Source organism: Methylobacterium sp. J-070 (assembly GCF_022829385.1).
Classification (GTDB): Bacteria; Pseudomonadota; Alphaproteobacteria; order Rhizobiales; family Beijerinckiaceae; genus Methylobacterium.
Window position 1 is genome coordinate 297,765 of record NZ_JAKSXX010000123.1, and the last position, 17,437, is coordinate 315,201.

24 protein-coding genes are annotated in these 17,437 nt (G+C 71.6%); 15 read left to right on the plus strand and 9 right to left on the minus strand.

Annotated features, from left to right (window positions below):
• Positions 1-50: 50 nt before the first annotated feature.
• A complete protein-coding gene (locus tag MKL01_RS11895; RefSeq protein ID WP_243905417.1) occupies positions 51-1,178 on the plus strand; it encodes a hypothetical protein in 1,128 nt (375 codons plus the stop codon).
• Positions 1,179-1,216: 38 nt separating this feature from the next.
• On the opposite strand, the gene MKL01_RS11900 is transcribed toward MKL01_RS11895, so the two are convergent.
• Entirely contained in the window at positions 1,217-2,254 is a 1,038-nt protein-coding gene (locus MKL01_RS11900) for a helix-turn-helix domain-containing protein (RefSeq protein WP_243905418.1), read from the minus strand.
• A 362-nt stretch (positions 2,255-2,616) separates the two neighbouring features.
• Here MKL01_RS11900 and MKL01_RS11905 point away from each other — a divergent pair, with 362 nt between their 5' ends.
• The 4 genes from MKL01_RS11905 (at position 2,617) to MKL01_RS11920 (ending at position 4,467) form a co-directional block, all read left to right on the plus strand.
• On the plus strand, positions 2,617-2,934 hold the full coding sequence (locus MKL01_RS11905; protein ID WP_243905419.1) for a hypothetical protein: 318 nt from the start codon (positions 2,617-2,619) through the stop codon (positions 2,932-2,934).
• Positions 2,935-3,194: 260 nt separating this feature from the next.
• A complete protein-coding gene (locus tag MKL01_RS11910; RefSeq protein ID WP_243905420.1) occupies positions 3,195-3,500 on the plus strand; it encodes a hypothetical protein in 306 nt (101 codons plus the stop codon).
• A gap of 262 nt (positions 3,501-3,762) precedes the next feature.
• A complete protein-coding gene (locus MKL01_RS11915) occupies positions 3,763-4,020 on the plus strand; it encodes a GCG_CRPN prefix-to-repeats domain-containing protein (RefSeq protein ID WP_243905421.1) in 258 nt (85 codons plus the stop codon).
• A 222-nt stretch (positions 4,021-4,242) separates the two neighbouring features.
• Complete coding sequence (locus MKL01_RS11920; RefSeq protein ID WP_243905422.1) at positions 4,243-4,467, plus strand: hypothetical protein; 225 nt, start codon at positions 4,243-4,245, stop codon at positions 4,465-4,467.
• A gap of 37 nt (positions 4,468-4,504) precedes the next feature.
• Here the strand turns inward: MKL01_RS11920 and egtD are convergent, their stop codons facing one another.
• From egtD to MKL01_RS11935, 3 genes are read right to left on the minus strand one after another with little or no spacing between them, the layout of a single operon-like run.
• Complete coding sequence (gene egtD, locus MKL01_RS11925; protein ID WP_243905423.1) at positions 4,505-5,428, minus strand: L-histidine N(alpha)-methyltransferase; 924 nt, start codon at positions 5,426-5,428, stop codon at positions 4,505-4,507.
• Positions 5,425-6,387 carry a methyltransferase gene (locus tag MKL01_RS11930; RefSeq protein WP_243905424.1) on the minus strand — a complete coding sequence of 321 codons (963 nt, stop codon included), beginning with the start codon at positions 6,385-6,387 and terminating at the stop codon, positions 5,425-5,427. Before MKL01_RS11930 ends, egtD begins: the two co-directional genes overlap by 4 nt.
• The gene (locus MKL01_RS11935) at positions 6,384-6,905 is read right to left on the minus strand and encodes a YqcI/YcgG family protein (protein WP_243905425.1); all 522 of its coding nucleotides are present in this window, start codon (positions 6,903-6,905) and stop codon (positions 6,384-6,386) included. The genes MKL01_RS11930 and MKL01_RS11935 overlap by 4 nt, the downstream gene beginning before the upstream one ends.
• Positions 6,906-7,431: 526 nt before the next feature.
• Here MKL01_RS11935 and MKL01_RS11940 point away from each other — a divergent pair.
• Together MKL01_RS11940 and MKL01_RS11945 are read left to right on the plus strand one after the other, a co-directional pair.
• Positions 7,432-8,016 carry a YgjV family protein gene (locus MKL01_RS11940; protein ID WP_243905426.1) on the plus strand — a complete coding sequence of 195 codons (585 nt, stop codon included), beginning with the start codon at positions 7,432-7,434 and terminating at the stop codon, positions 8,014-8,016.
• A gap of 106 nt (positions 8,017-8,122) precedes the next feature.
• Positions 8,123-8,863: a DUF4336 domain-containing protein gene (locus MKL01_RS11945; protein ID WP_243905427.1), complete on the plus strand. Its 741-nt coding sequence runs from the start codon at positions 8,123-8,125 to the stop codon at positions 8,861-8,863.
• A gap of 364 nt (positions 8,864-9,227) precedes the next feature.
• Here MKL01_RS11945 and MKL01_RS11950 read toward each other — a convergent pair whose 3' ends face one another.
• Positions 9,228-9,488, minus strand: a complete 261-nt coding sequence (locus MKL01_RS11950) for a hypothetical protein (protein WP_243905428.1) — start codon at positions 9,486-9,488, stop codon at positions 9,228-9,230.
• Between the two features lie 169 nt (positions 9,489-9,657).
• Here MKL01_RS11950 and MKL01_RS11955 point away from each other — a divergent pair, with 169 nt between their 5' ends.
• Both MKL01_RS11955 and MKL01_RS11960 read left to right on the plus strand, forming a co-directional pair.
• The gene (locus MKL01_RS11955; RefSeq protein WP_243905429.1) at positions 9,658-9,921 is read left to right on the plus strand and encodes a hypothetical protein; all 264 of its coding nucleotides are present in this window, start codon (positions 9,658-9,660) and stop codon (positions 9,919-9,921) included.
• Positions 9,922-10,102: 181 nt separating this feature from the next.
• Entirely contained in the window at positions 10,103-10,291 is a 189-nt protein-coding gene (locus tag MKL01_RS11960) for a hypothetical protein (protein ID WP_243905430.1), read from the plus strand.
• Between the two features lie 17 nt (positions 10,292-10,308).
• Here the strand turns inward: MKL01_RS11960 and MKL01_RS11965 are convergent, their stop codons facing one another.
• From MKL01_RS11965 to MKL01_RS11975, 3 genes are all read right to left on the minus strand, one after another.
• Complete coding sequence (locus MKL01_RS11965; protein ID WP_243905431.1) at positions 10,309-10,554, minus strand: hypothetical protein; 246 nt, start codon at positions 10,552-10,554, stop codon at positions 10,309-10,311.
• 175 nt (positions 10,555-10,729) lie between these two features.
• Positions 10,730-11,065, minus strand: a complete 336-nt coding sequence (locus MKL01_RS11970) for a hypothetical protein (RefSeq protein WP_243905432.1) — start codon at positions 11,063-11,065, stop codon at positions 10,730-10,732.
• Between the two features lie 75 nt (positions 11,066-11,140).
• Positions 11,141-11,899 carry a CDP-diacylglycerol diphosphatase gene (locus MKL01_RS11975; RefSeq protein WP_243905433.1) on the minus strand — a complete coding sequence of 253 codons (759 nt, stop codon included), beginning with the start codon at positions 11,897-11,899 and terminating at the stop codon, positions 11,141-11,143.
• Between the two features lie 95 nt (positions 11,900-11,994).
• Between MKL01_RS11975 and MKL01_RS11980 the strand changes: the two genes are divergently transcribed.
• From MKL01_RS11980 to MKL01_RS12000, 5 genes are all read left to right on the plus strand, one after another.
• A complete protein-coding gene (locus MKL01_RS11980) occupies positions 11,995-12,405 on the plus strand; it encodes a hypothetical protein (protein ID WP_243905434.1) in 411 nt (136 codons plus the stop codon).
• Positions 12,406-12,530: 125 nt separating this feature from the next.
• On the plus strand, positions 12,531-12,833 hold the full coding sequence (locus tag MKL01_RS11985) for a hypothetical protein (RefSeq protein ID WP_243905435.1): 303 nt from the start codon (positions 12,531-12,533) through the stop codon (positions 12,831-12,833).
• Positions 12,834-13,184: 351 nt separating this feature from the next.
• The gene (locus tag MKL01_RS11990) at positions 13,185-13,727 is read left to right on the plus strand and encodes a MucR family transcriptional regulator (protein WP_243905436.1); all 543 of its coding nucleotides are present in this window, start codon (positions 13,185-13,187) and stop codon (positions 13,725-13,727) included.
• Positions 13,728-13,937: 210 nt separating this feature from the next.
• Positions 13,938-14,189 carry a hypothetical protein gene (locus MKL01_RS11995; protein WP_243905437.1) on the plus strand — a complete coding sequence of 84 codons (252 nt, stop codon included), beginning with the start codon at positions 13,938-13,940 and terminating at the stop codon, positions 14,187-14,189.
• A gap of 289 nt (positions 14,190-14,478) precedes the next feature.
• Positions 14,479-15,954, plus strand: a complete 1,476-nt coding sequence (locus tag MKL01_RS12000) for a protein adenylyltransferase SelO (RefSeq protein WP_243905438.1) — start codon at positions 14,479-14,481, stop codon at positions 15,952-15,954.
• Positions 15,955-16,013: 59 nt separating this feature from the next.
• Here the strand turns inward: MKL01_RS12000 and MKL01_RS12005 are convergent, their stop codons facing one another.
• Positions 16,014-16,229, minus strand: coding sequence for a hypothetical protein (locus tag MKL01_RS12005; protein ID WP_243905439.1), 216 nt, complete (start codon positions 16,227-16,229; stop codon positions 16,014-16,016).
• Between the two features lie 255 nt (positions 16,230-16,484).
• On the opposite strand from MKL01_RS12005, the gene MKL01_RS12010 reads away from it, so the two are divergent.
• Positions 16,485-17,393: an ABC transporter substrate-binding protein gene (locus tag MKL01_RS12010; RefSeq protein ID WP_243905440.1), complete on the plus strand. Its 909-nt coding sequence runs from the start codon at positions 16,485-16,487 to the stop codon at positions 17,391-17,393.
• Positions 17,394-17,437 lie beyond the last annotated feature (44 nt).

Here is a 17,437-nt window from a genome sequence, read left to right on the forward strand (position 1 = left end):
CGCGGCCTCGGATTGTGGACCGGCGCGTCAGGCTCCGGTCGCGTCCCCGGGTGTGCGCGCTATACGCGGCGGGGCTGCTGCGCCTGGCCTGCGGCGGATCCGGGCCGACCGGCGCAGCCCGCGCCGAGCCGGCGGCCGATCCGCCCCGGGCGGCGGGTCAGGATCGCGTCCAGACGCACGCAGAGAAGCCCGGCGCGGCGCAACGGGCGTCGACCCGGGCGGACAGTCAGGAGACGGGGATTCCGCTCGCGGCCGCGACCGTGATGGCGGCCCCGCCGCCCTCGGCCTTCAGCTTCGCCGACACGGTGGTCAGCTACCGGTTCCAGGGTCCAGCGGCGGAGCCCGGCCTCTTCGTGGGACGCCCCGACGGCACGGCGAAAGGCGGGTTCGCCCCCCAGGCGGTGCCGAAGAACGTCATCAACTTCTTCCACACCGATTCCTGGGACTACGGCACCACCCTGATCTCCCTCGACATCCTCCGGTCCGGATCCCAGGATCCGGCGGGCGACAAGCGGATCACCGCCAAGGACGATGGTGCGACCGAGATCTACCTGATCTACTGGGGGGTCCTGAGCCTCAACAGGATCTTCGAGACGCAGACCCTGGCGGTTCCGGGCCTCGTCCGGGATGTCGGCCTCTCGTTCGGAGCCGACATCAACAGCAAGGACACGACCTTCGACTCGGAAAAGCGCGCTGGCACCTTCGGCCTCAGCTTCGCCTTCGACGTGCCGACCGGGTTCGTGGACCTGAAGGTCCAGGCCTACAAGGAGTTTTCCCGCAACGGCTTCGCCGGCGCCGGCTCCATCTACGGCCGCGTCCCGGGCTTCGATTACTCGCATTTCCGCAGCGTCGAGTACAAGATGACGCCGGAATTCGAGGTCACCTACACCATCCCGCTGCCCTTCACGGGGCTTCCGCTGTCCCTGGCCGGCTTCAACACGATCATCCTGCCCAAGGGGCGCTACGGTGGGATCAACGAGAACGACACGCAGATCGAGTTCGTCTCGCAGACCAATCTGGTGCTGGATGTCGGGCAGTTGTTCGCGCGGGTGCCCAACCGGGTCGAGATCTTCGCCGGGTTTCAGTACTGGCACAACAAGTTCGGTGCCGATCCGCGGCGCACCATCAACACCGAGGAGAAGGCGCTGATCGCGGGCGTCGCCTACCATCTGAATTGAGGCCGGCGCGCGCCGCACGGCGGCGCATCGCGGATCGGTCAGGGCCGGAGGTCGCCGGGCGACAGGCCGAAGCGTCTGCGGAATCCGCGGTTGAATGTCGGGATGTCGGTGAAGCCGCACGCATACGCGATGGTGGCGATCTTCAGCTTGCTGTCTTGCGGGGCCGCCAGCCGCCGGCGCGCGAGATCGAGGCGCGCGTCGCGGATCGCGGTCGCGATGCCGCCGGATTCCGCGAACGTCCGGTACAGGCTGGACCGGGATATCCCCAGGGCGGCGTGGATCTCACCCGGGCCGAGATTGGGATCGCGCATCCGGCGGGCGATATGCGCGCGGGCCAGCGACCCGACGGCCGCCTGGGACAATTCGCGGCGCGGCTCCTCGGTCGCGCCGCCAGCGAGGCGGCCGAGCAGGTGCAGCGCGCCCTCGACCGCGGCCTGCGCCTCGTCCGCGGACATCCAGGCGATCGACCCGGCGACCGAACGCAGGCAGGCCCGGAACTCGGCGCCCGCCGGGTCCCGGGTGAGGCTGCGGCCGGCGAACGCGTCGGCGCGGCCGATCCAGGCTTCGAAGGTCGCGCGCGGGACCGCGAGCCGGATCTCCTCGTAGGCGCTCAGGGTGCCGGCGACGAAGGGCCGGTTCAGCGACAGGAAGTTGATGTCGCCGGCGTTGATCTGTGCGCCGCGCCCATCCTGTTCCTGGTAGCCGAGGCCGTCGACGGCGAGGCCGATCACCACCATGGCGGCCGCGTTGCGGTCGACATGACGGGACCGGAATTCCACCTCGACCGGGCTGCTCACCGTATGCGTCAGGGACCAGTCGGCCGACGCGACGCTGAGGCGCTTGGCCGAGAAACGCTCCCGCGGATGACGCTGTCCGATATCCCCGAACGGCGCCAGGGCCGTGCAGCGCCAGAACTCGAAGGCCCGCTTCGGCTCGATGTGACGCGTGGTCTCGATCAGGCTCGGGACGAGCGTCGGGCCGCTCCCGACCGCGCAGCGACCGGCCTGCGAACGCCGATTCGGCGCGCCCTCTATCGTCGAACCGCTTTCCATTCCGGCCACGAGTGCCCTGGACACCTGTGAGACTCCCGCGACGCCTCCGCGGACACCCCAATGAGTGTATCATTCGGATCCTGACGGATTGGCAACCTAGGAGCGACGTCCCGTCGTGGACGTGCCGGTCCGGCGGCCGAGCCCTTCCGTCCGTCCGGTCGTTATTGTAAATTTGAAACCATGCGCGGCCCTCCACTGGTGAATGCGAGGCGGCGCGGGCGCCCGCCGGGGCAGACGGTTCCCGTCCAGGTTCAGCTTCGCCTGACCTGCGAACAGGCGGCCGCCCTCGATGCGCTTCGGTCACAGGATGGATCCGGGAACCTCCACCGTTCCGAAGCGATCCGTCGGATCCTGGCCGAACACCTGAAAGCGAAAGGCTATCTGAAATGACGGAACCCGGCGGTCAGCCCGACAAGATGGCTGAAGTCGCCGTGCTTGCCGCGGCGATCGCCGATCGCATCCTCGATCAGCACGAGGCCGGCGTGCCGATCCCGCCGGAACAGTTCCGCATGCTCGTCCGTGCCGCCCGGATGCTCCTGGACAATGGCGTTCTCTGGCCCTCCTCCGTGGAGTATGTCGTCATGGAGGTCGCCAAGCGGGTCGACGCGATCAGGGCGGCCGCCTCCGGCCAAGCTGCGGCGCTGAGCGGTGACGACGTCGTGATGCATCTGACGCAGGCGCTGGATACCAGGAAGCGTTCGTAACGGCGGTCCGGTTCGCCGCGCGATCGAGAGCGGCGCCCGGTCCACGCTGTGACGCGCCCGCTTCCGGCCTACCGGTGCCCGTCCCGGGGGAGCGTGCCGTGAGACGGGCGATGTCCGATCCCGCGGCCGTCTGCGGGTCTGGCCGCCACGGAGACGGCCCCGGCTTTCCACAACCTCGTAGAATTCCGGGATATTTTACGACAGTTATTCGCTCTATTAACGGCCGTTAATCAGTTTTCGCGGTACGAGTTGGGTCGGCCATGATTCAAGATGCCCTCCGGGCGGCCCGGGAGTTTCATGCGGAGCCGGATGGCAAGCGCTGGTTTCTGGCGCGCGACCCCAAGACGGGCCAGCCCTTCGTGATCCACCATCTCGGGAAGGGTCGGCTGACCATCGAACTCGACCTCGGGTCGTTCCTCGTGCTGTTCGAGGGGCGGGAAAGGGAAGGCCTGTTCAGGCTGATCGGGTCCCTGCTGCCTAACGATGGTCCGGCGCTGCAACAGGGAGGCAATGTCGTCCGTCCGTCGCGGTTCCTGTCGCGCGGGACACCGGCCGGGCAGCGCTGAGCGGCGCCGGAACGGCCCGGAGGAGCCCGGCCGCGCGAGTGGCATTCGTTCCGCCCGCCTTCGGGTCGGGTCGCCGTGGCGGACTGGCGTGCCCGGCGGAAGGTCGTGACACCGCGGCGCCTGCGAGGATCGGGATCACCCGACGCGAAATCACTATTCGTGGGCGTGTTTTTCCACACATACGGCCGTAAGATAGTTGATCAATCTTCAGATCGTTCGAAGCGCAATATCTGACGCCAAGAACGACTGAGGGAGCCAAGCAATGCTCAAGATCAAGGTTCTCGGCGCCGCCGCCGTCCTCGTCGCCGCTCTCGGCGCGACCTCCTCGGCCCAGGCCTACGACGGCTGCGGCTGGGGCTTCCATCGGAACGCTTGGGGCTCCTGTCGCCCGAACGACCGCCCGGTGGGCTATGACGGCCCGCGTGCGGTCTACGCGTACGGCCCGGGCTACGCCTACGGGTACGCGTATCGCCCCGGGTATCGCTTCCACGTCCCGGGCCTGACGGTCTCGTTCCGGTAGTCGCCGACGGTCGGATGCAGCATCTCCGCCGGCAGGCCGACGCCTGCCGGTGGCGTACCGCGCGACCCGCCACGGGCTCCGGACCACCATCCCGGAGGCGGCGTATCGCCTGTTCCGGCCCGGCGGTGTCCGGCGCCGAGCGAACGATCGACCCCGGGAGCGGATCCCCGGCCGCCGCTCCGGCGTTCTCCATCCACACAAGTCGCGCTGTGGAGGATCGCCGTGGGACTCGCCGCTTTCGTCTTCTTCGTTGTCCCGTGGATGGCCGTCGCGGTCTGGATGTCGATGCGCCCGACCAGCGCCCGGCTGGGCGCCCCGGCTGCACCCTGGCGCCCGCTGACGAACTATGCGCCGCCGCAGCGGGATCAGCAGGGCGCGCCGGAGCGGCAGACCCTCGAATCGGCCGGCGCCCACGACGGCAAGCACGCCCCCATCGAGGTCGGGTAGGCCCGCAGGCGCGAAGCCCGCGACCCCGGCGGGCGGATCAGCCCTCGGCCTGCAGCAGGTGCAGGGTGAAGCGGCCGCCCTCCGTCTGCCACAGGGCCCGCGGCCGCCAGCCGCTCGCGGTCGCCAGCGTCCGGAACGCGTCCGCCGTGTACTTGTGCGACGTATCGGTCCGGATGCTCTCGCCCGCCGAGAACGCGATGGTGTGGCCGCCCAGCCGGTACGTGGCGGGACGGATCGCCACCAGATGGGCCTCGACCCGCAGGGGATCGGGGCACAGCCGGATCTCGTGCCGGAAATTGTCGCGGTCGAAATCGGCACCGGACTCGCGGTTGAGGCGCGTCAGGATGTTGCCGTGAAACGCCGCCATGAGCCCGTCGGCGCCGCCATAGGCGCGCTGCAGGCGTTCGGGGTCGCTCGTGCCGTCCGCGCCAACGAGGAACAGGCTCGGGCCCAGTGTCGCCCGGGCGCGGTCCAGGAACAGGGCGGCCTCCCGCGGCTCGAAGTTGCCGATGCTGGTGCCCGGATAGAAGCCCAGGATCCCGCCGGGTCCCGCCGCCACGGGCAGCCGCACCGGTTTCGAGTAGTCGGCGCAGACCGGCATCATGGCGATGCCCGGGTAATCCGGTGCGAGCCGCCGGATCGCGGCCTCCAGGTAGTCGCCCGAGATGTCGATGGCGACGTAGGTGGACGGGCTGGGCAGCGCGTCGAGCAACGTCCGGATCTTGCGGCTGGCGCCGCTGCCGAACTCGACCACCGTGACCCCCGGTGCGACGTCCCGGGCCACGGCGGCGGCGGCCCGGGGCAGGAGCGTCGCCTCCTGGGCGGTCGGGTAGTAATCGTCGGTGTGGCAGATCCGGTCGAACAGGTCGGAGCCGGTCTCGTCCCAGAGATATTTCCCCGGCAGCGTCTTCGGCACGGCCGTCAGGCCCGCGAGGGCGTCTCGGAGGAACGCGTCGCTCATGGCTGCACCGTCGGGCGGGTCGCCGTGAGGACGACCAGGGCGAGGCGCTCGACCGCGTCGTAGACCGGCGTCGCCAGTTCTTCGCCGTACGCGTCCGGATCGCACTCGCGGTAGGTCCAGTCCAGGCCGGCGCGGCTGCAGAGTTCGGCCACGTCGCCGCGGAACGGGTCCTCGCCCGCGACGATCGCCGCACCGGTGAACAGGACGAGGCTGCCGCCGGGCGCGAGGCGCTCGACCGCCTGTTCCGCCACGGCAAGCGGGAGGCCCGCGCCGAGGGGGCCGCCGCCGTGGCGGTAGGCGCGTTCGGCGCCGTCGATCATGAAGGGCGGGTTCGACACGATGAGGTCGAACGGCCCGGCGACGTCGCGCAGCATGTCGCTGCGGCGCACGTCGACCCCCGCCGTCCCGGCGAGCCGGGCGTTGACGCGCGCCGCCCGCAGGGCCGCTTGGTTGATGTCGACGAGCACGACCTCCGCCCCCGGGGCGCGTTTGGCGATGCAGATCCCGGCCGCCCCCGAGCCGCAGCCGAGATCGACCGCGCGGCGCACCGGTCGCGTCCGGGCCTCGAGATGGGCGATGACCGCGGCGGCGAAGCGCATCGTATCGGGCCCGAAGAACACCGCGTCGGCGGCGCTCGGCGGGTAGGAGGAGTGGGCGAACAACGCGCCGTCCAGGCTGGAGAACCGGATCGTGGGCCGCAGCAGCGGGCCGTCCTCGGCGACGGCGCCCGCTTGCCGCATCAGCGTCAGGAGCGGTTCCGGCAGCAGGTCGCCGCGGAACGGCCGGCTCCAGCCGAACACGTCGCGCAGGCTTCTCGCCTCGGCGTTCCGCGGGCGGGCATTGACGTGGGCGTGCGTCGCGGGCGTGACGGTGGTGAATTTGTAGCCGGTCTCGCGCAGGGCGCGGGCGAGGGCGAGCACGGCGTCCTCGTCCTGCGGGAACGGTTCGGATCGCATCATCGGCCGCTCCTCGGCTGTCCATCTGCGGGGCCAGGAAGGCGCCGGACGCGAGATCCTCCGGCACCTGCTGCGCGTCCCACGACGGGGCGTCCTCGCCCCGCGGGAACGGGCAGGCTCTCGTAGCGCCCCTCGGCGGGCAGCCGCGCGAACTGGCCGAGCCGGTCGAACACCCGGGCCGGCACCGCGAAGCGCCGGGCACGGCGACTGGCGCCTGGATGCAGCCCGACCAGGGAGAAACCCTCCCCGCCGAGGTTCAGGGCGGCAGGCGGATCCGCCGGGCCGGACGCGACCCGGGAGTCGCAGGTCTGGCCCGGGCGCTGGTCCTTGTCGGAGCGGGTTTGGACCCGGTCCCACGGGTCCGTCTCGAAGGCGTCCTCCGAGAGGGTGTGGTGGCCCCCGAACGGCACCCCGAAGAGGCTCGGCTGCGCGCGGTTACGGCAGATGACGGCCAGGCGTGCCGGATCGATGCGGGTGTCGTCCCATCCGGACCTGATGTCGCGGGCGACGATCATCTTCATCCGGCCGCGCGAGGGCGCGGTTCTCGCGCCGACGCCAGGGAAGGGCCCAGGTGAAGGAAGTCCCGGAAGCGCTCGGCAGCGGGATGCGCGTCATCGTTGGTCGGAAGCTGCATGGGGAAATCGTGTCACGCCACCGCTATCGGGCAGGACTGCACGCATCGCCGCCCGATCGGCCGCGTTGTCGTTCCGAACTGGATGCCCTGAAAACCGGGTGCGGCAGGGCCTGTTCCCCTCTTAGGCGGATATTTCTACGGATTGATCTATGTTAATACTGGGTATCTGCGGTGTGAAACAATTGAATACTCTGTGACCGAACGTCCGGTTTCCTACGGTACACGGCGTCCGGCGGCGTCGGGTCTTCGCGCGGCGGGCTGGACGCGGTCGCGATCCGGATCACCGCGTGCGCTGCAGCGGCCGCGCTCACGCCGTCGTGCGCGGCCGGCGGGGCGCCGTTAACCGACCGCTTACCATGCGAACCTAGCGCAACCGTCAGGAACGGCGCGCCCGCGCCGGCTGAGCGCTGACGATGAACGCCGTCGAGTTTCTGTATTCCTGGTATGCTTCGGCCGCGGCACATCTCGATCTGTTCGGATCACTGGGCCTGGGCCTTGGTTTTACCGCCGGCATCATGCCGCGCCGCGACCGGATCCTCTTGGCTTCGGCGGCTTGCGCGGCGTGTTTCGGCGCCCATTACCTGACGCTCGGGGCACTCACCGGCACGGCGATGTGCGCCATCGCGGTCCTACAGAGCCTCGTCTCGCTGCGGTGCGGAGCGACGCCGCGGCGCGAAAGCTGGGTGACGCTCCTGTTCGCGGCGAGCACCCTCGCGGCGGCCGGCCTGACCGTCGCCACCTGGAGCGGGGTGCCGTCCGCCTGCGCGGCGCTGGGCACGCTGCTGGCCACGGCGGCGCGCCTGCACGCGGCGCCCCAGACCATGCGGCTGCTGTTCCTCGGAGCCTCCCTGTGCTGGGCCGGGCACAACTTCATGGTCGGCTCGGTCTTCGGCCTGACCTGCGACGTGCTGACGATCCTCGGCCTCGCGATCGCAGGGCTGCGTGCCGTCCGCACCGGCCCGGTCGCGGCGGCGGCTCCGGAGGGCCTGCGGGCGTAGGCCGGGCTCCTGCGGCGATCCATCCGGGAAACCGCGCGGGGCCGCCGGGTTGCCCCGTCGGCCGGGGGCGGATTGTGGCCCTGGAGACGGCCGGAGGTTTCCGTTCTTGCCCGAGGCGACCTATCCCCCGCTCGACGTGCTCAAACCCGTGGCTGACGGCGTGTGGATCGTCGACAGCGGCCCGCTCGGCGCCCTCGGCATCCCGCTCCCCGTCCGGATGACGGTCATCCGGCTCCACGATGGCGGGATCTGGCTGCACTCGCCGACGCGCTACGACGCGCGCCTGCACCGGGACATCGCGGCGCTGGGGCCGATCCGCCATATGGTGGCGCCGAACGTCGCGCACTGGACCTTCCTGAAGGACTGGCAGGCGCACTGCCCGGAGGCCCTGGTCTGGGCGGCGCCGAACCTGCGCCAGCGCAGACAGGTCCGCCGATCCGGCCTGCGCCTCGACCGCGTGCTGGACGACGCGGCGCCCCCGGAATGGGCGGCGGATCTGCGGCAGGCCGTCGTCCCGGGCGGCCTCTCCTTCCGGGAGGTGGCGTTCTTCCACGGGGAGAGCCGGACGCTCATCCTGACCGATCTCGTCCTCAACTTGGAGCCGGCGAAGATGCCGGTGCTCCTGCGGCCTTTCCTGCGCCTCGCCCGCATGACGCCGCCGCACGGGCAACCGCCGCCCTACCTGCGCCTCGTCATCCGCTTGCGCCGGCGCGCGGCCGCGCAGGCGGCCGCGCGCCTCGTCGCGCTCGATCCGGAGCGGGTCATCTTCGCGCACGGCCAGTGGTTCGCCCGGGATGGCGCCGCGCGCCTGCGCCATGCCCTGCGCTGGCTCGGCGCGTTCGCCTGACCGCGCCGGTCCGACCCGTCGCGGATCTCCCTGCCTGAGGCGGGGCCGCTGCCGCCGGGTCAGGACTCGACCGGGTCGCCCCTCACCCTCGGGGCCCGGTCGAGCGCGATCGCGCGGGGGCCGCCCGCGACCTCCGGTCGGATCAGCGCGCCGGGACCGTCCTCCCGGTCTGCGGATGGTTCCCGCCTTGGCTCTGGCCCCCGGCCCGGCGCCCGCAGGCGGCGTACACGCTCTCCACGCTCGTGCGGGCCGTCCGATCGACGGCCGCCGTATCGGGCTTCATCGCCCCCTGCCGGGTATCGGTCCCGAGGCACGGAGGGGTGGCACGCACCGCATCCCCACCAAGGGCCGCCGCGCCACACGATCAGCTGTCGTCCGTCGCGCCGTCTTCCGGGTCGGCGCCCTCCAGGGATTTCGCGAGTTCCGTCAGGACCTCCTCGACCATGGGCGGCCAGGGCGCGTTCTGCTCGTCCATGAGGCGCGCGGCGCTGACCAGGGCCGCAATCTGCTCCTCGTAGACCGGCCGCCCGACGAGCTGCGCGTAGCGCACCCGGGCGGCGAGCGCCGTTGCGAGGCGCTGAACCTCCGCGATCTTCTCGCTCGGCGCGCCGCTGCCGTCGCCCATCCGTCCATCCCCTCGGATCCTCGCGGGTCCTCATAGGCCATGGCCGCAGCCCCGTCAGGGGGCGGCACGGCGGCGGATCCGTCGCCCCGCGCCGGGTCCGGTGGGAACTTCCGGGTTCCGGCTGCGTCGGTTTCACGCAGATCCACGCAGGCCGTCCTGGGAGGTTCACATGCGCACATCCCCGATCCTCGCAATCGCCGCGGCACTCGCCCTCGGCTCTTTCGCCGCCGCGGCGGAGCCCGTGAGCCAGACCGGCACGGGCGGCGGTCCGAGCACGGCCGCGAAGGCCCCCCATACCGCCTCGACCGGCCAGACGGTGCCGAACCCAAGCGCCCTCAACCCGAACGAGACCGGCAGCATCGAGCAGCGGGATACGCTCGAGCAGCGCAACGACGCGATCACCCGCGGCATCTGCATCGGCTGCTCGCGGTAGGGCGCGCTCAGCGGCAGGGAGATCGGGGCCGGCGGCGGCGGCGACGTCCCGGAGCGGCTCTCGATCCATGCGTGCGCGACGGCTGTTCACGGCCGCGACCCGGGCGCGTTCGGGCCTTGAACGGAGGCGCGCCGTCGACCAGATCAGCGATCCCACCCACACCACGAACAGGAGTCGAAGCGTGGCGAACCCGACTGTCGATCAGGCGACAGAGAAGACGTATTTCGGCCAGACATTGTCACAGCATGCGGAGCGGATCAGGAAACTCGCAGCGGAGCGCGGCCTGACCGGCGAGACCTTCGAGCGCGTGACCGCGAAGGCCGTCGAGATGATCCCGACGATCCGGCTGACCGACGCGGGCAATCGATAGCGCCGGACCGGGGCCATTCAACCCTCGGCCCGCAGGCTCTTGATGATGCGGCCGGCGATCTTGCGCACGGCCGCATCGTCCCGCGCCTCGCCCTCGACCTTGTCCCAGAGGTGATCCAGGCTTCCCTCCAGTTCGTCCAGCAGTTCCGGATGGCGCCGGGCAAGGAAGCGGACCGTCCCGAACAGCAGGTGCTCGGTCGCCATCTCCCGTCGACGGGCCTCGACGAGCGGGTCCAGGTGCGGCGTGGGGTTCGTATCCGTCATGGAGCTCCAACGATCCGCCGGCGCGGCGGTTCGGCCCGCCCGGCGCGGTCGGACGCCGCGGAGCCCGCGCGCGGCGGGCCGGAACCGCCGCCGCTGCCCGTCATCGAGGGCAGGGAGCGTCTGCGCGGGCGGGCGATGCGGTGAAGCGCCGGTGGCCGGCCCCCGACCGGACCGCTCAGCGCCGCAATGCGCCGAACCACGCGGTCAGCGGCTCGGCGAAAGCGGCCCACGTCCGCGACCAGACCGTTCCGGGGCGTGCGTCGTCCGGCCGGCCCCCGGCCATCAGGGCCGCCACCAGCGCGTCCTCGCGCGCCTTGCATTCGTCCAGGGCGTTGCGCTCGTCTCCGGCACGGCTCTGGCCCGAAGGCTGGTGCGCGGAGGCGTCGCGCAGGCAGCGGTGCCACGCCAGTTCCAGCGCGCGCGGGTCGGCCGAACTCGCCGCCGGGGCCGCCTGCGCCGAGGGGCCGCCCAGGACGAGCGTCGCGAACAGGCTGAGCATCGGCATGCGCATGACCGCTCTATGCCTGATTCCCGGATCGGCTGGAAAGAACGGATCGGCAACAGTCCGGCGCGCGCGGCGCTCCCGTCAGCTGCTCCGGCGGGGCCGGGCCGCCCGGCAGGCGTGGTCCATCAGGACCTCGGCGCTGGAGCCCGGCATCCTGTAGGCCAGGAGGATCATGCCCGCCCGCGGGTCGTTCGCATCGGCATCGACCGCCGCGAAGGTGACGTCGCGCAGCCGGTCGCGCCAGCCGGGCACGCGGGCAACGGCCTCGAAGGGGTTGAACTGCTCCACCGCGTCCGCCGGAACCCGCAGGGCGAGGAAGGACGTCCCCGCGAAGGTCTCCGGGAACGGGGCCCAGGTCGCACCGACGGCTTCGCCGTGGGTCGTCAACGCCGCCCGCACGATCCCGTGCATGCAGTCGAGGTGGATGTGCAGCTGGTCCTGGCTGCGGCCGCCCACCGAATTCACCTCGAGGCCGATCGCCCCGGCCGGCAGCCGGCCCTGCACGGCGTCCGAGACGTCGCGCCGGGCCGCGAGCGCCGCGCGCCAGTAGGCGACTCCGCGGGGACCCTGAAGCACCGGCGCCTCGATCCCCGATACGTCGTCGGTCGGCATCACGACCATGTGGGTCCGCCGGCTCGGGACGCGCAGCACCGCGGTTCCCGGGCGCTCGCCGTCGCCGAGGTCGACCGACAGGCAGGGAAAGCTCCGGCCCGTGGCCCGCTTGGCGAGCACGCAGCCCTGCAGCGCGACCCAGAGCACGTCCCGCGTCGGATCGGCCGCGACGGCGGCCGGCGTCGCGATGAATGCGACCAATGTCGCGATGGCAGCAATCCGGCGCATGATCGGCGTTTACGGTCCTTGGCAGCGGTTATGCTACAGACAGGTGCGGGCATGACCGTATGCCCCAGCTGTCAGCACAATGTTACGGGGCATCAATGCCGATTTCGGACGCGCGGTGGCTCGACGGGGTGCGGCTCGCCGCCTGGGCTCTGGTGATCCTCATCGTCGCCGTCACCCTGGTGCCGATCGGTCTTCGGCCGGTCGTGACCGCCAACCCCGGGATCGAGCGCAGCGCCGCCTACGCGCTGGCCGCCCTGCTCATGATGGCGGGCTACCCGCGGCACTGGCTTCTGATCCTGACCGGCAGCGTCCTCCTGGCCGGTGGGCTGGAGGCGGCCCAGACCCTGACGAGCACGCGCCACGGTCGGTTCGACGACTTCGCCGTGAAGGCCGCGGCGGCGCTGGCCGGCGGGGGCGTCGGCCTCGCGCTCACGGGCCTGGCCCGCCGGCGCCTGACCGGCCGGTGCGCGGATGAGCCTGCGCGTGAGGGCGCGGCCCGCGCCTGATCGGCCGCGGCGCGCGGGGCGGCCCCGGACGGACCGGGCCCGCTCGGCGGGGATTTGGATGCACGCACCGGAAACCGCCGAGCTTGCCGAACGTTGCCTTCGGGGGCTCACATGCGAGGTGCGGCATGTTCGGAGCAGCCAAACTCACGGGACGCTTCTGGTTTCGCAAGACTTGGACGGGCAAGCTGGTCCTGCTCGTCGAGGAAGAGGCGCCGCGGTGGCTCAGCCGCCACGGCGCAACCAAGCTCCGCTGGCGCGACGCGCGTCTCCTCGATCTGGCGGAGGCCCCGATGCGCACGCTGATGACCCTGGAACGGACCTACCGGGCGGAGTTCGCGGCCGGGCCGGGGCGGGTGCTTCAGGCGGTGGTCCCGACCGGGAAGCGGGGCGCGATCGCGACGCCGCTGGGCGACGCCTCCGGCGCCTGAACGGGGCGGGTGAAGGGCGCGGGCCGAGCTGGGGCAAAGCTCGACCCGCCTGTCGTTCGGCTTTGCAAACCCCAAGCCGCAGCGACACCGGACGACACCACCCCGGGGTTAACGGATCCTGAAGCCGCCCGACCGAGCGTTCGCGCGCCCACGACCTCGTGCGCGCAGAAAAGCCGCACCTGCGCCCACCGCAACGGGCATGGTCCAGCGCTGCGAGCCGACTGATCTATGTTGGTATTTGCGCGCAGATCTGGTCGATAACAGCGAGATTTGGATTTCTTCTTGCAATGTGGACTTGACTGTCGCGAAGAGACCCCACGTTCATGGGGGACTCATTCGTGAGAGGCGTCAATGGAAGACAACACTTCAGTCCCGAGCCACGACCAGATCGATTTCGTCGAGCTGACCGCCGACATCGTTTCGGCTTACGTGGCCAACAACTCCGTTCCCGTGCCCGACCTGCCGACGCTTCTGTCGGGCGTTCATGCTGCGCTGACCGGCCTGGGCCAGTCCTCCGCGCCCGCCGAGCCCGACTTCAAGAGGGCGACGCCGGCGCAGATCAAGAAATCTATCACGCCGGACGCGCTGATCAGCTTCATCGACGGCAAGCCGTACAAGACGCTCAAGCGTCATCTCACCGGCAACGGCATGACCATTGAGCAGTACCGGCAGCGCTACGGGCTTCCGCCGGACTATCCGACGACGGCGTCGACCTACTCGGCGATGCGGGCCGAGTTCGCCCGCAATGCCGGGCTGGGCCACAAGCGCAGGAGCCCGACCGCGAAGCGCGCCGAGTCGTCCGAGGCGGCGTCCGCTCCGGAGACCGAGACCCGGGCCGCGCCCGCGAAGCCGGCGAGGGGCCGCAAGTCCAAGACGAAGGAGACGGCTGCCTAGACACGTCGACCCGGCGCCGGCCAGACCGGGCCGGCGCCGCTTTGCGTCGGCGGCGTGTGGCCGTCTTGGGCCTGGCCGCGCGCGGGGCGCGGCCGGTGCCGGTGCGGTGCGGCCGATCCCCGGCGAATCGCCGGTCCCGGGCCGACCTCCCGGGGCGCGGAACGTCCGGGCCGGCGGGCCGTTGGCCCGTGTCATCGTCAGGAGTTCCGCTTGAACCGGTTGATCCCCGCCCTTCTCCTCGCCGCCACCGCTGCCGGCGCGCCCGCCGCGGCGCAGGACAGGACCGGCACCGCACCGGAGCCGAAGGCCGAGACCGCCGGCAAACCCGCCGCCGACACCGTGGAGCCGGGCAAGACCGCGACGGATGCGGTGACCAATCCGGCCGCCGTGCCGCCGACCGAGGGCGCGGTCGGCACCGGCAAACCGCCGGCCACGAACGCGGCGCCGAAGCCCGACCGATAGATCCGTCCGGCATGCCGCCGACGTGGCCGAAGCAGGGCGGCCCTGGCGGGCGCGGCGCGCCGGACCCTGCGCCACGATCGGGGGCCGCCGATCCGCCCGGCCGCCGCACGCTCCGGTCGAAACCCCCCGCGACCGCGATGCGTCCCCAGGGCAGCCCCGCGATCGCGTCTGTATGCACCGGACCCGGCGATCATCGGGGTCGACGGCCTCTGGCGGCGGCCGGTGCGCGGGACGGCCGAACCCGCGGGCTGCGCTTGCCCGGCGAGGTTCTCGTCCATAGATCCCCCCGATGACGGCATTCCCCTTCGACAACAGCTACGCCCGCTTGCCGGAGCGTTTCTTCGCGCGGCGCACCCCGACGCCGGCGGAGGCCCCCCGGCTGATCCGGCTGAACCGCGACCTGGCCGACGAACTCGGTCTCGATGCCGGATGGCTCGCGGGCCCCGAGGGCGTCGCGGCGCTCGCGGGGAACGCGGTTCCGGAGGGCGCCGACCCGATCGCCGCGGCGTACGCGGGGCACCAGTTCGGGCAGTTCGTGCCGCAGCTCGGCGACGGCCGCGCGGTCCTGCTCGGCGAGGTGATCGACCGGAACGGGCGCCGCCGCGACATCCAGCTGAAGGGATCGGGCCCGACGCCCTTCTCCCGGCGCGGCGACGGCCGTGCGGCGCTGGGGCCGGTGCTGCGCGAGTACCTTGTCAGCGAGGCCATGGCGGCGCTCGGCATCCCCACCACCCGGGCGCTCGCCGCCGTCGCGACCGGCGAGCCGGTGGTGCGCGAGACCCGGTTGCCGGGCGCGGTCCTCACCCGTGTGGCCGCGAGCCATATCCGGGTCGGCACCTTCCAGTACTTCGCCGCCCGGGGTGACGCCGAGGCCCTGCGGGCGCTGGCCGATCACGTCCTGGCCCGGCACTACCCGGAGGCGGCCGAGGCCGCGAACCCCTATCGGGCGCTCCTCGACGGCGTCGTCGCCGCCCAGGCCGAGCTCGTGGCGCGCTGGCTGCTCGTCGGCTTCGTCCACGGGGTGATGAACACCGACAACATGGCGGTCGCCGGTGAGACGATCGATTACGGGCCCTGCGCCTTCCTCGACGCCTACGATCCCCGGACGGTCTTCAGCTCCATCGACCGGAACGGGCGCTACGCCTACGGCGAGCAGCCGCGCATCGCCCTCTGGAACCTGACGCGCCTGGCCGAGACCCTGCTGCCGCTGCTGGCCGACGACGAGACTGCGGCGGTCGCCGAGGCCGAGGCCGCGCTCGCCGGCTACGCGCCGCGTTTCGAGGCGGCCTATCACGGCGGCCTCGGCCGGAAGCTCGGGCTCGGGTCGCTCCAGCCGGACGACCCGGCGCTGTCCGGCGATCTCCTCAAGCGGATGGCCGAGAACCAAGCCGACTTCACGCTGACGTTCCGGACCCTCTGCGCCGCCGCGGAGCGGCCGGAGGCCACCGCGGCCGTGCGCGACCTGTTCGTCGATCCCACCGCGTTCGACACCTGGGCCGACCGCTGGCGGGAGCGGCTGGCTCGGGAGGATCGCGACCCGGCCGCCACGGCCGCCGGGATGCGCGCGGTCAACCCGGCCTTCATCCCGCGCAACCACCGCGTGGAGGCGATGATCGAGGCGGCCGTGGAGCGGAACGACTTCGAACCCTTCGCGGAGTTGCTGGAGGTGCTGTCCCGCCCCTACGCGGACCAGCCCGCCCATGCCCGCTACGCCGAGGCCCCCGAGGGCGGTGGGGTGGGCTACCGGACCTTCTGCGGCACCTGACGGAGCCGGCGGCGCCGGTCCCTCCCACACCCGACCGGGGGCGGCGGGCCGCGCCGCCCTCAGGCGCCCGGCCAGGCGTAGATCTCGCGCAGGCCGTCGTCGTGCCGGAACCAGTGCGTCCGGGTCGCCGGGTTGAACCCGTGATCCTGGTAGGAGGCGGCGATCACCGAGACGAGGGCTTCGGCCGCGCGCCGATCATCGATGTCGTAGGCCAGCAATTGCGGAACTTGCCCGTTCGAGCGGGCCAGATCGCGAACGAAGATCGAGTACGACATGGTGTTCAGAGTCCTCCACGGATGCTGAATTCTGCAGGGGAATGCTTCTCCCGCTCGGCCGTTCAACCGGGAGTGTCGTCAAGGTTAAGCGGTTTTAACCGGATTTCGCGCATTTGATTTATTATGTGTCGGAACGCCCGCTCCCGTGGGGCCGACGGTCCGGCGAAGGCGAGGGCGTCGGGACGCAGACGACTTCGATCCGCCGGCAAAACGCGATAGGGACGCCTCGCTCGGCGCGCGGGGAACTTCGGGACGATGATGAAGCGGATCCTCGCCGGCCTCGTCGCGCTGCTCATCGCCGCGCCCTGCGCGTCGGCAGACGCCGTCGTGGTCGCCTCCAAGATCGACACGGAGGGCGGGGTCCTCGGGTCGCTCATCCTCCAGGTCCTGAAGGCGAAGGGCATCCCGACGGTCGACAGGACCCAGCTCGGCGCCACCGCGATCGTGCGCCGGGCCCTGATCGAGGGCCAGATCGACCTCTATCCGGAATACACCGGGAACGCGGCCTTCTTCTTCGGGCGGCCGGGCCTGCCGGTCTGGAAGACTCCCGAGGCGGCCTACGAGACCGCCCGGACCCTGGACCGCGAGGCCAACGACCTCGTCTGGCTGGCGCCGGCCTCGGCCGACAACACCTGGGCGATCGCGGTGCGCACCGACATCGCCCGGGCCAACGACTTGAGGACCATGAGTGATTTCGGCCGCTACGTCGCCCGCGGCGGTCCGATCAAGCTCGCCGCCTCGTCGGAATTCGTGTCGGATCCGGCCGCGCTCCCGGCCTTCGGCCGGACCTACGGCTTCACGCTCAAGCCCGACCAGCTCGTCATCCTGTCGGGCGGCGACACCGCCGCCACGATCGCGGCGGCGGCGCGCGGCACGTCCGGGACCAACGCCGCCATGGTGTTCGGGACCGACGGCAGCCTCGCCGCCGCCGGCCTCGTGGTGATGGACGACGACCGGAGCGTCCAGCCGGTCTACCAGCCCGCCCCGGTGGTCCGCGGCGCGGTGCTCCGGGCCCATCCGGACATCGCGACGGCCCTCGACCCGGTCTTCCGCAGGCTCGACCTGGCCACGCTGCGGGATCTCAACGGCCGCGTGCAGATCGGCGGCGAACCGGCTTCCGCGGTGGCGGCGGATTTCCTCAGGCGGAACGGCTTCCTGCCGTGAGCAGGTTCCGCAAAAGCGCCCCGCGATTTAGCAGAACCCGCATT

Excerpts from the sequence above, each read along its gene's own strand:
- MKL01_RS11970 (WP_243905432.1), bottom strand. The coding sequence starts at position 11,065 with ATGCGCATGCCGATGCTCAGCCTGTTCGCGACGCTCGTCCTGGGCGGC.
- MKL01_RS11985 (WP_243905435.1), top strand. The coding sequence starts at position 12,531 with ATGTTCGGAGCAGCCAAACTCACGGGACGCTTCTGGTTTCGCAAGACT.
- MKL01_RS11935 (WP_243905425.1), bottom strand. The coding sequence starts at position 6,905 with ATGAAGATGATCGTCGCCCGCGACATCAGGTCCGGATGGGACGACACC.
- MKL01_RS11965 (WP_243905431.1), bottom strand. The coding sequence starts at position 10,554 with ATGACGGATACGAACCCCACGCCGCACCTGGACCCGCTCGTCGAGGCC.
- MKL01_RS11915 (WP_243905421.1), top strand. The coding sequence starts at position 3,763 with ATGCTCAAGATCAAGGTTCTCGGCGCCGCCGCCGTCCTCGTCGCCGCT.
- MKL01_RS12000 (WP_243905438.1), top strand. The coding sequence starts at position 14,479 with ATGACGGCATTCCCCTTCGACAACAGCTACGCCCGCTTGCCGGAGCGT.
- MKL01_RS11950 (WP_243905428.1), bottom strand. The coding sequence starts at position 9,488 with ATGGGCGACGGCAGCGGCGCGCCGAGCGAGAAGATCGCGGAGGTTCAG.
- MKL01_RS11910 (WP_243905420.1), top strand. The coding sequence starts at position 3,195 with ATGATTCAAGATGCCCTCCGGGCGGCCCGGGAGTTTCATGCGGAGCCG.
- MKL01_RS11955 (WP_243905429.1), top strand. The coding sequence starts at position 9,658 with ATGCGCACATCCCCGATCCTCGCAATCGCCGCGGCACTCGCCCTCGGC.
- egtD (WP_243905423.1), bottom strand. The coding sequence starts at position 5,428 with ATGAGCGACGCGTTCCTCCGAGACGCCCTCGCGGGCCTGACGGCCGTG.
- MKL01_RS12005 (WP_243905439.1), bottom strand. The coding sequence starts at position 16,229 with ATGTCGTACTCGATCTTCGTTCGCGATCTGGCCCGCTCGAACGGGCAA.
- MKL01_RS11905 (WP_243905419.1), top strand. The coding sequence starts at position 2,617 with ATGACGGAACCCGGCGGTCAGCCCGACAAGATGGCTGAAGTCGCCGTG.
- MKL01_RS11975 (WP_243905433.1), bottom strand. The coding sequence starts at position 11,899 with ATGCGCCGGATTGCTGCCATCGCGACATTGGTCGCATTCATCGCGACG.
- MKL01_RS11990 (WP_243905436.1), top strand. The coding sequence starts at position 13,185 with ATGGAAGACAACACTTCAGTCCCGAGCCACGACCAGATCGATTTCGTC.
- MKL01_RS11930 (WP_243905424.1), bottom strand. The coding sequence starts at position 6,387 with ATGATGCGATCCGAACCGTTCCCGCAGGACGAGGACGCCGTGCTCGCC.
- MKL01_RS12010 (WP_243905440.1), top strand. The coding sequence starts at position 16,485 with ATGATGAAGCGGATCCTCGCCGGCCTCGTCGCGCTGCTCATCGCCGCG.
- MKL01_RS11940 (WP_243905426.1), top strand. The coding sequence starts at position 7,432 with ATGAACGCCGTCGAGTTTCTGTATTCCTGGTATGCTTCGGCCGCGGCA.
- MKL01_RS11980 (WP_243905434.1), top strand. The coding sequence starts at position 11,995 with ATGCCGATTTCGGACGCGCGGTGGCTCGACGGGGTGCGGCTCGCCGCC.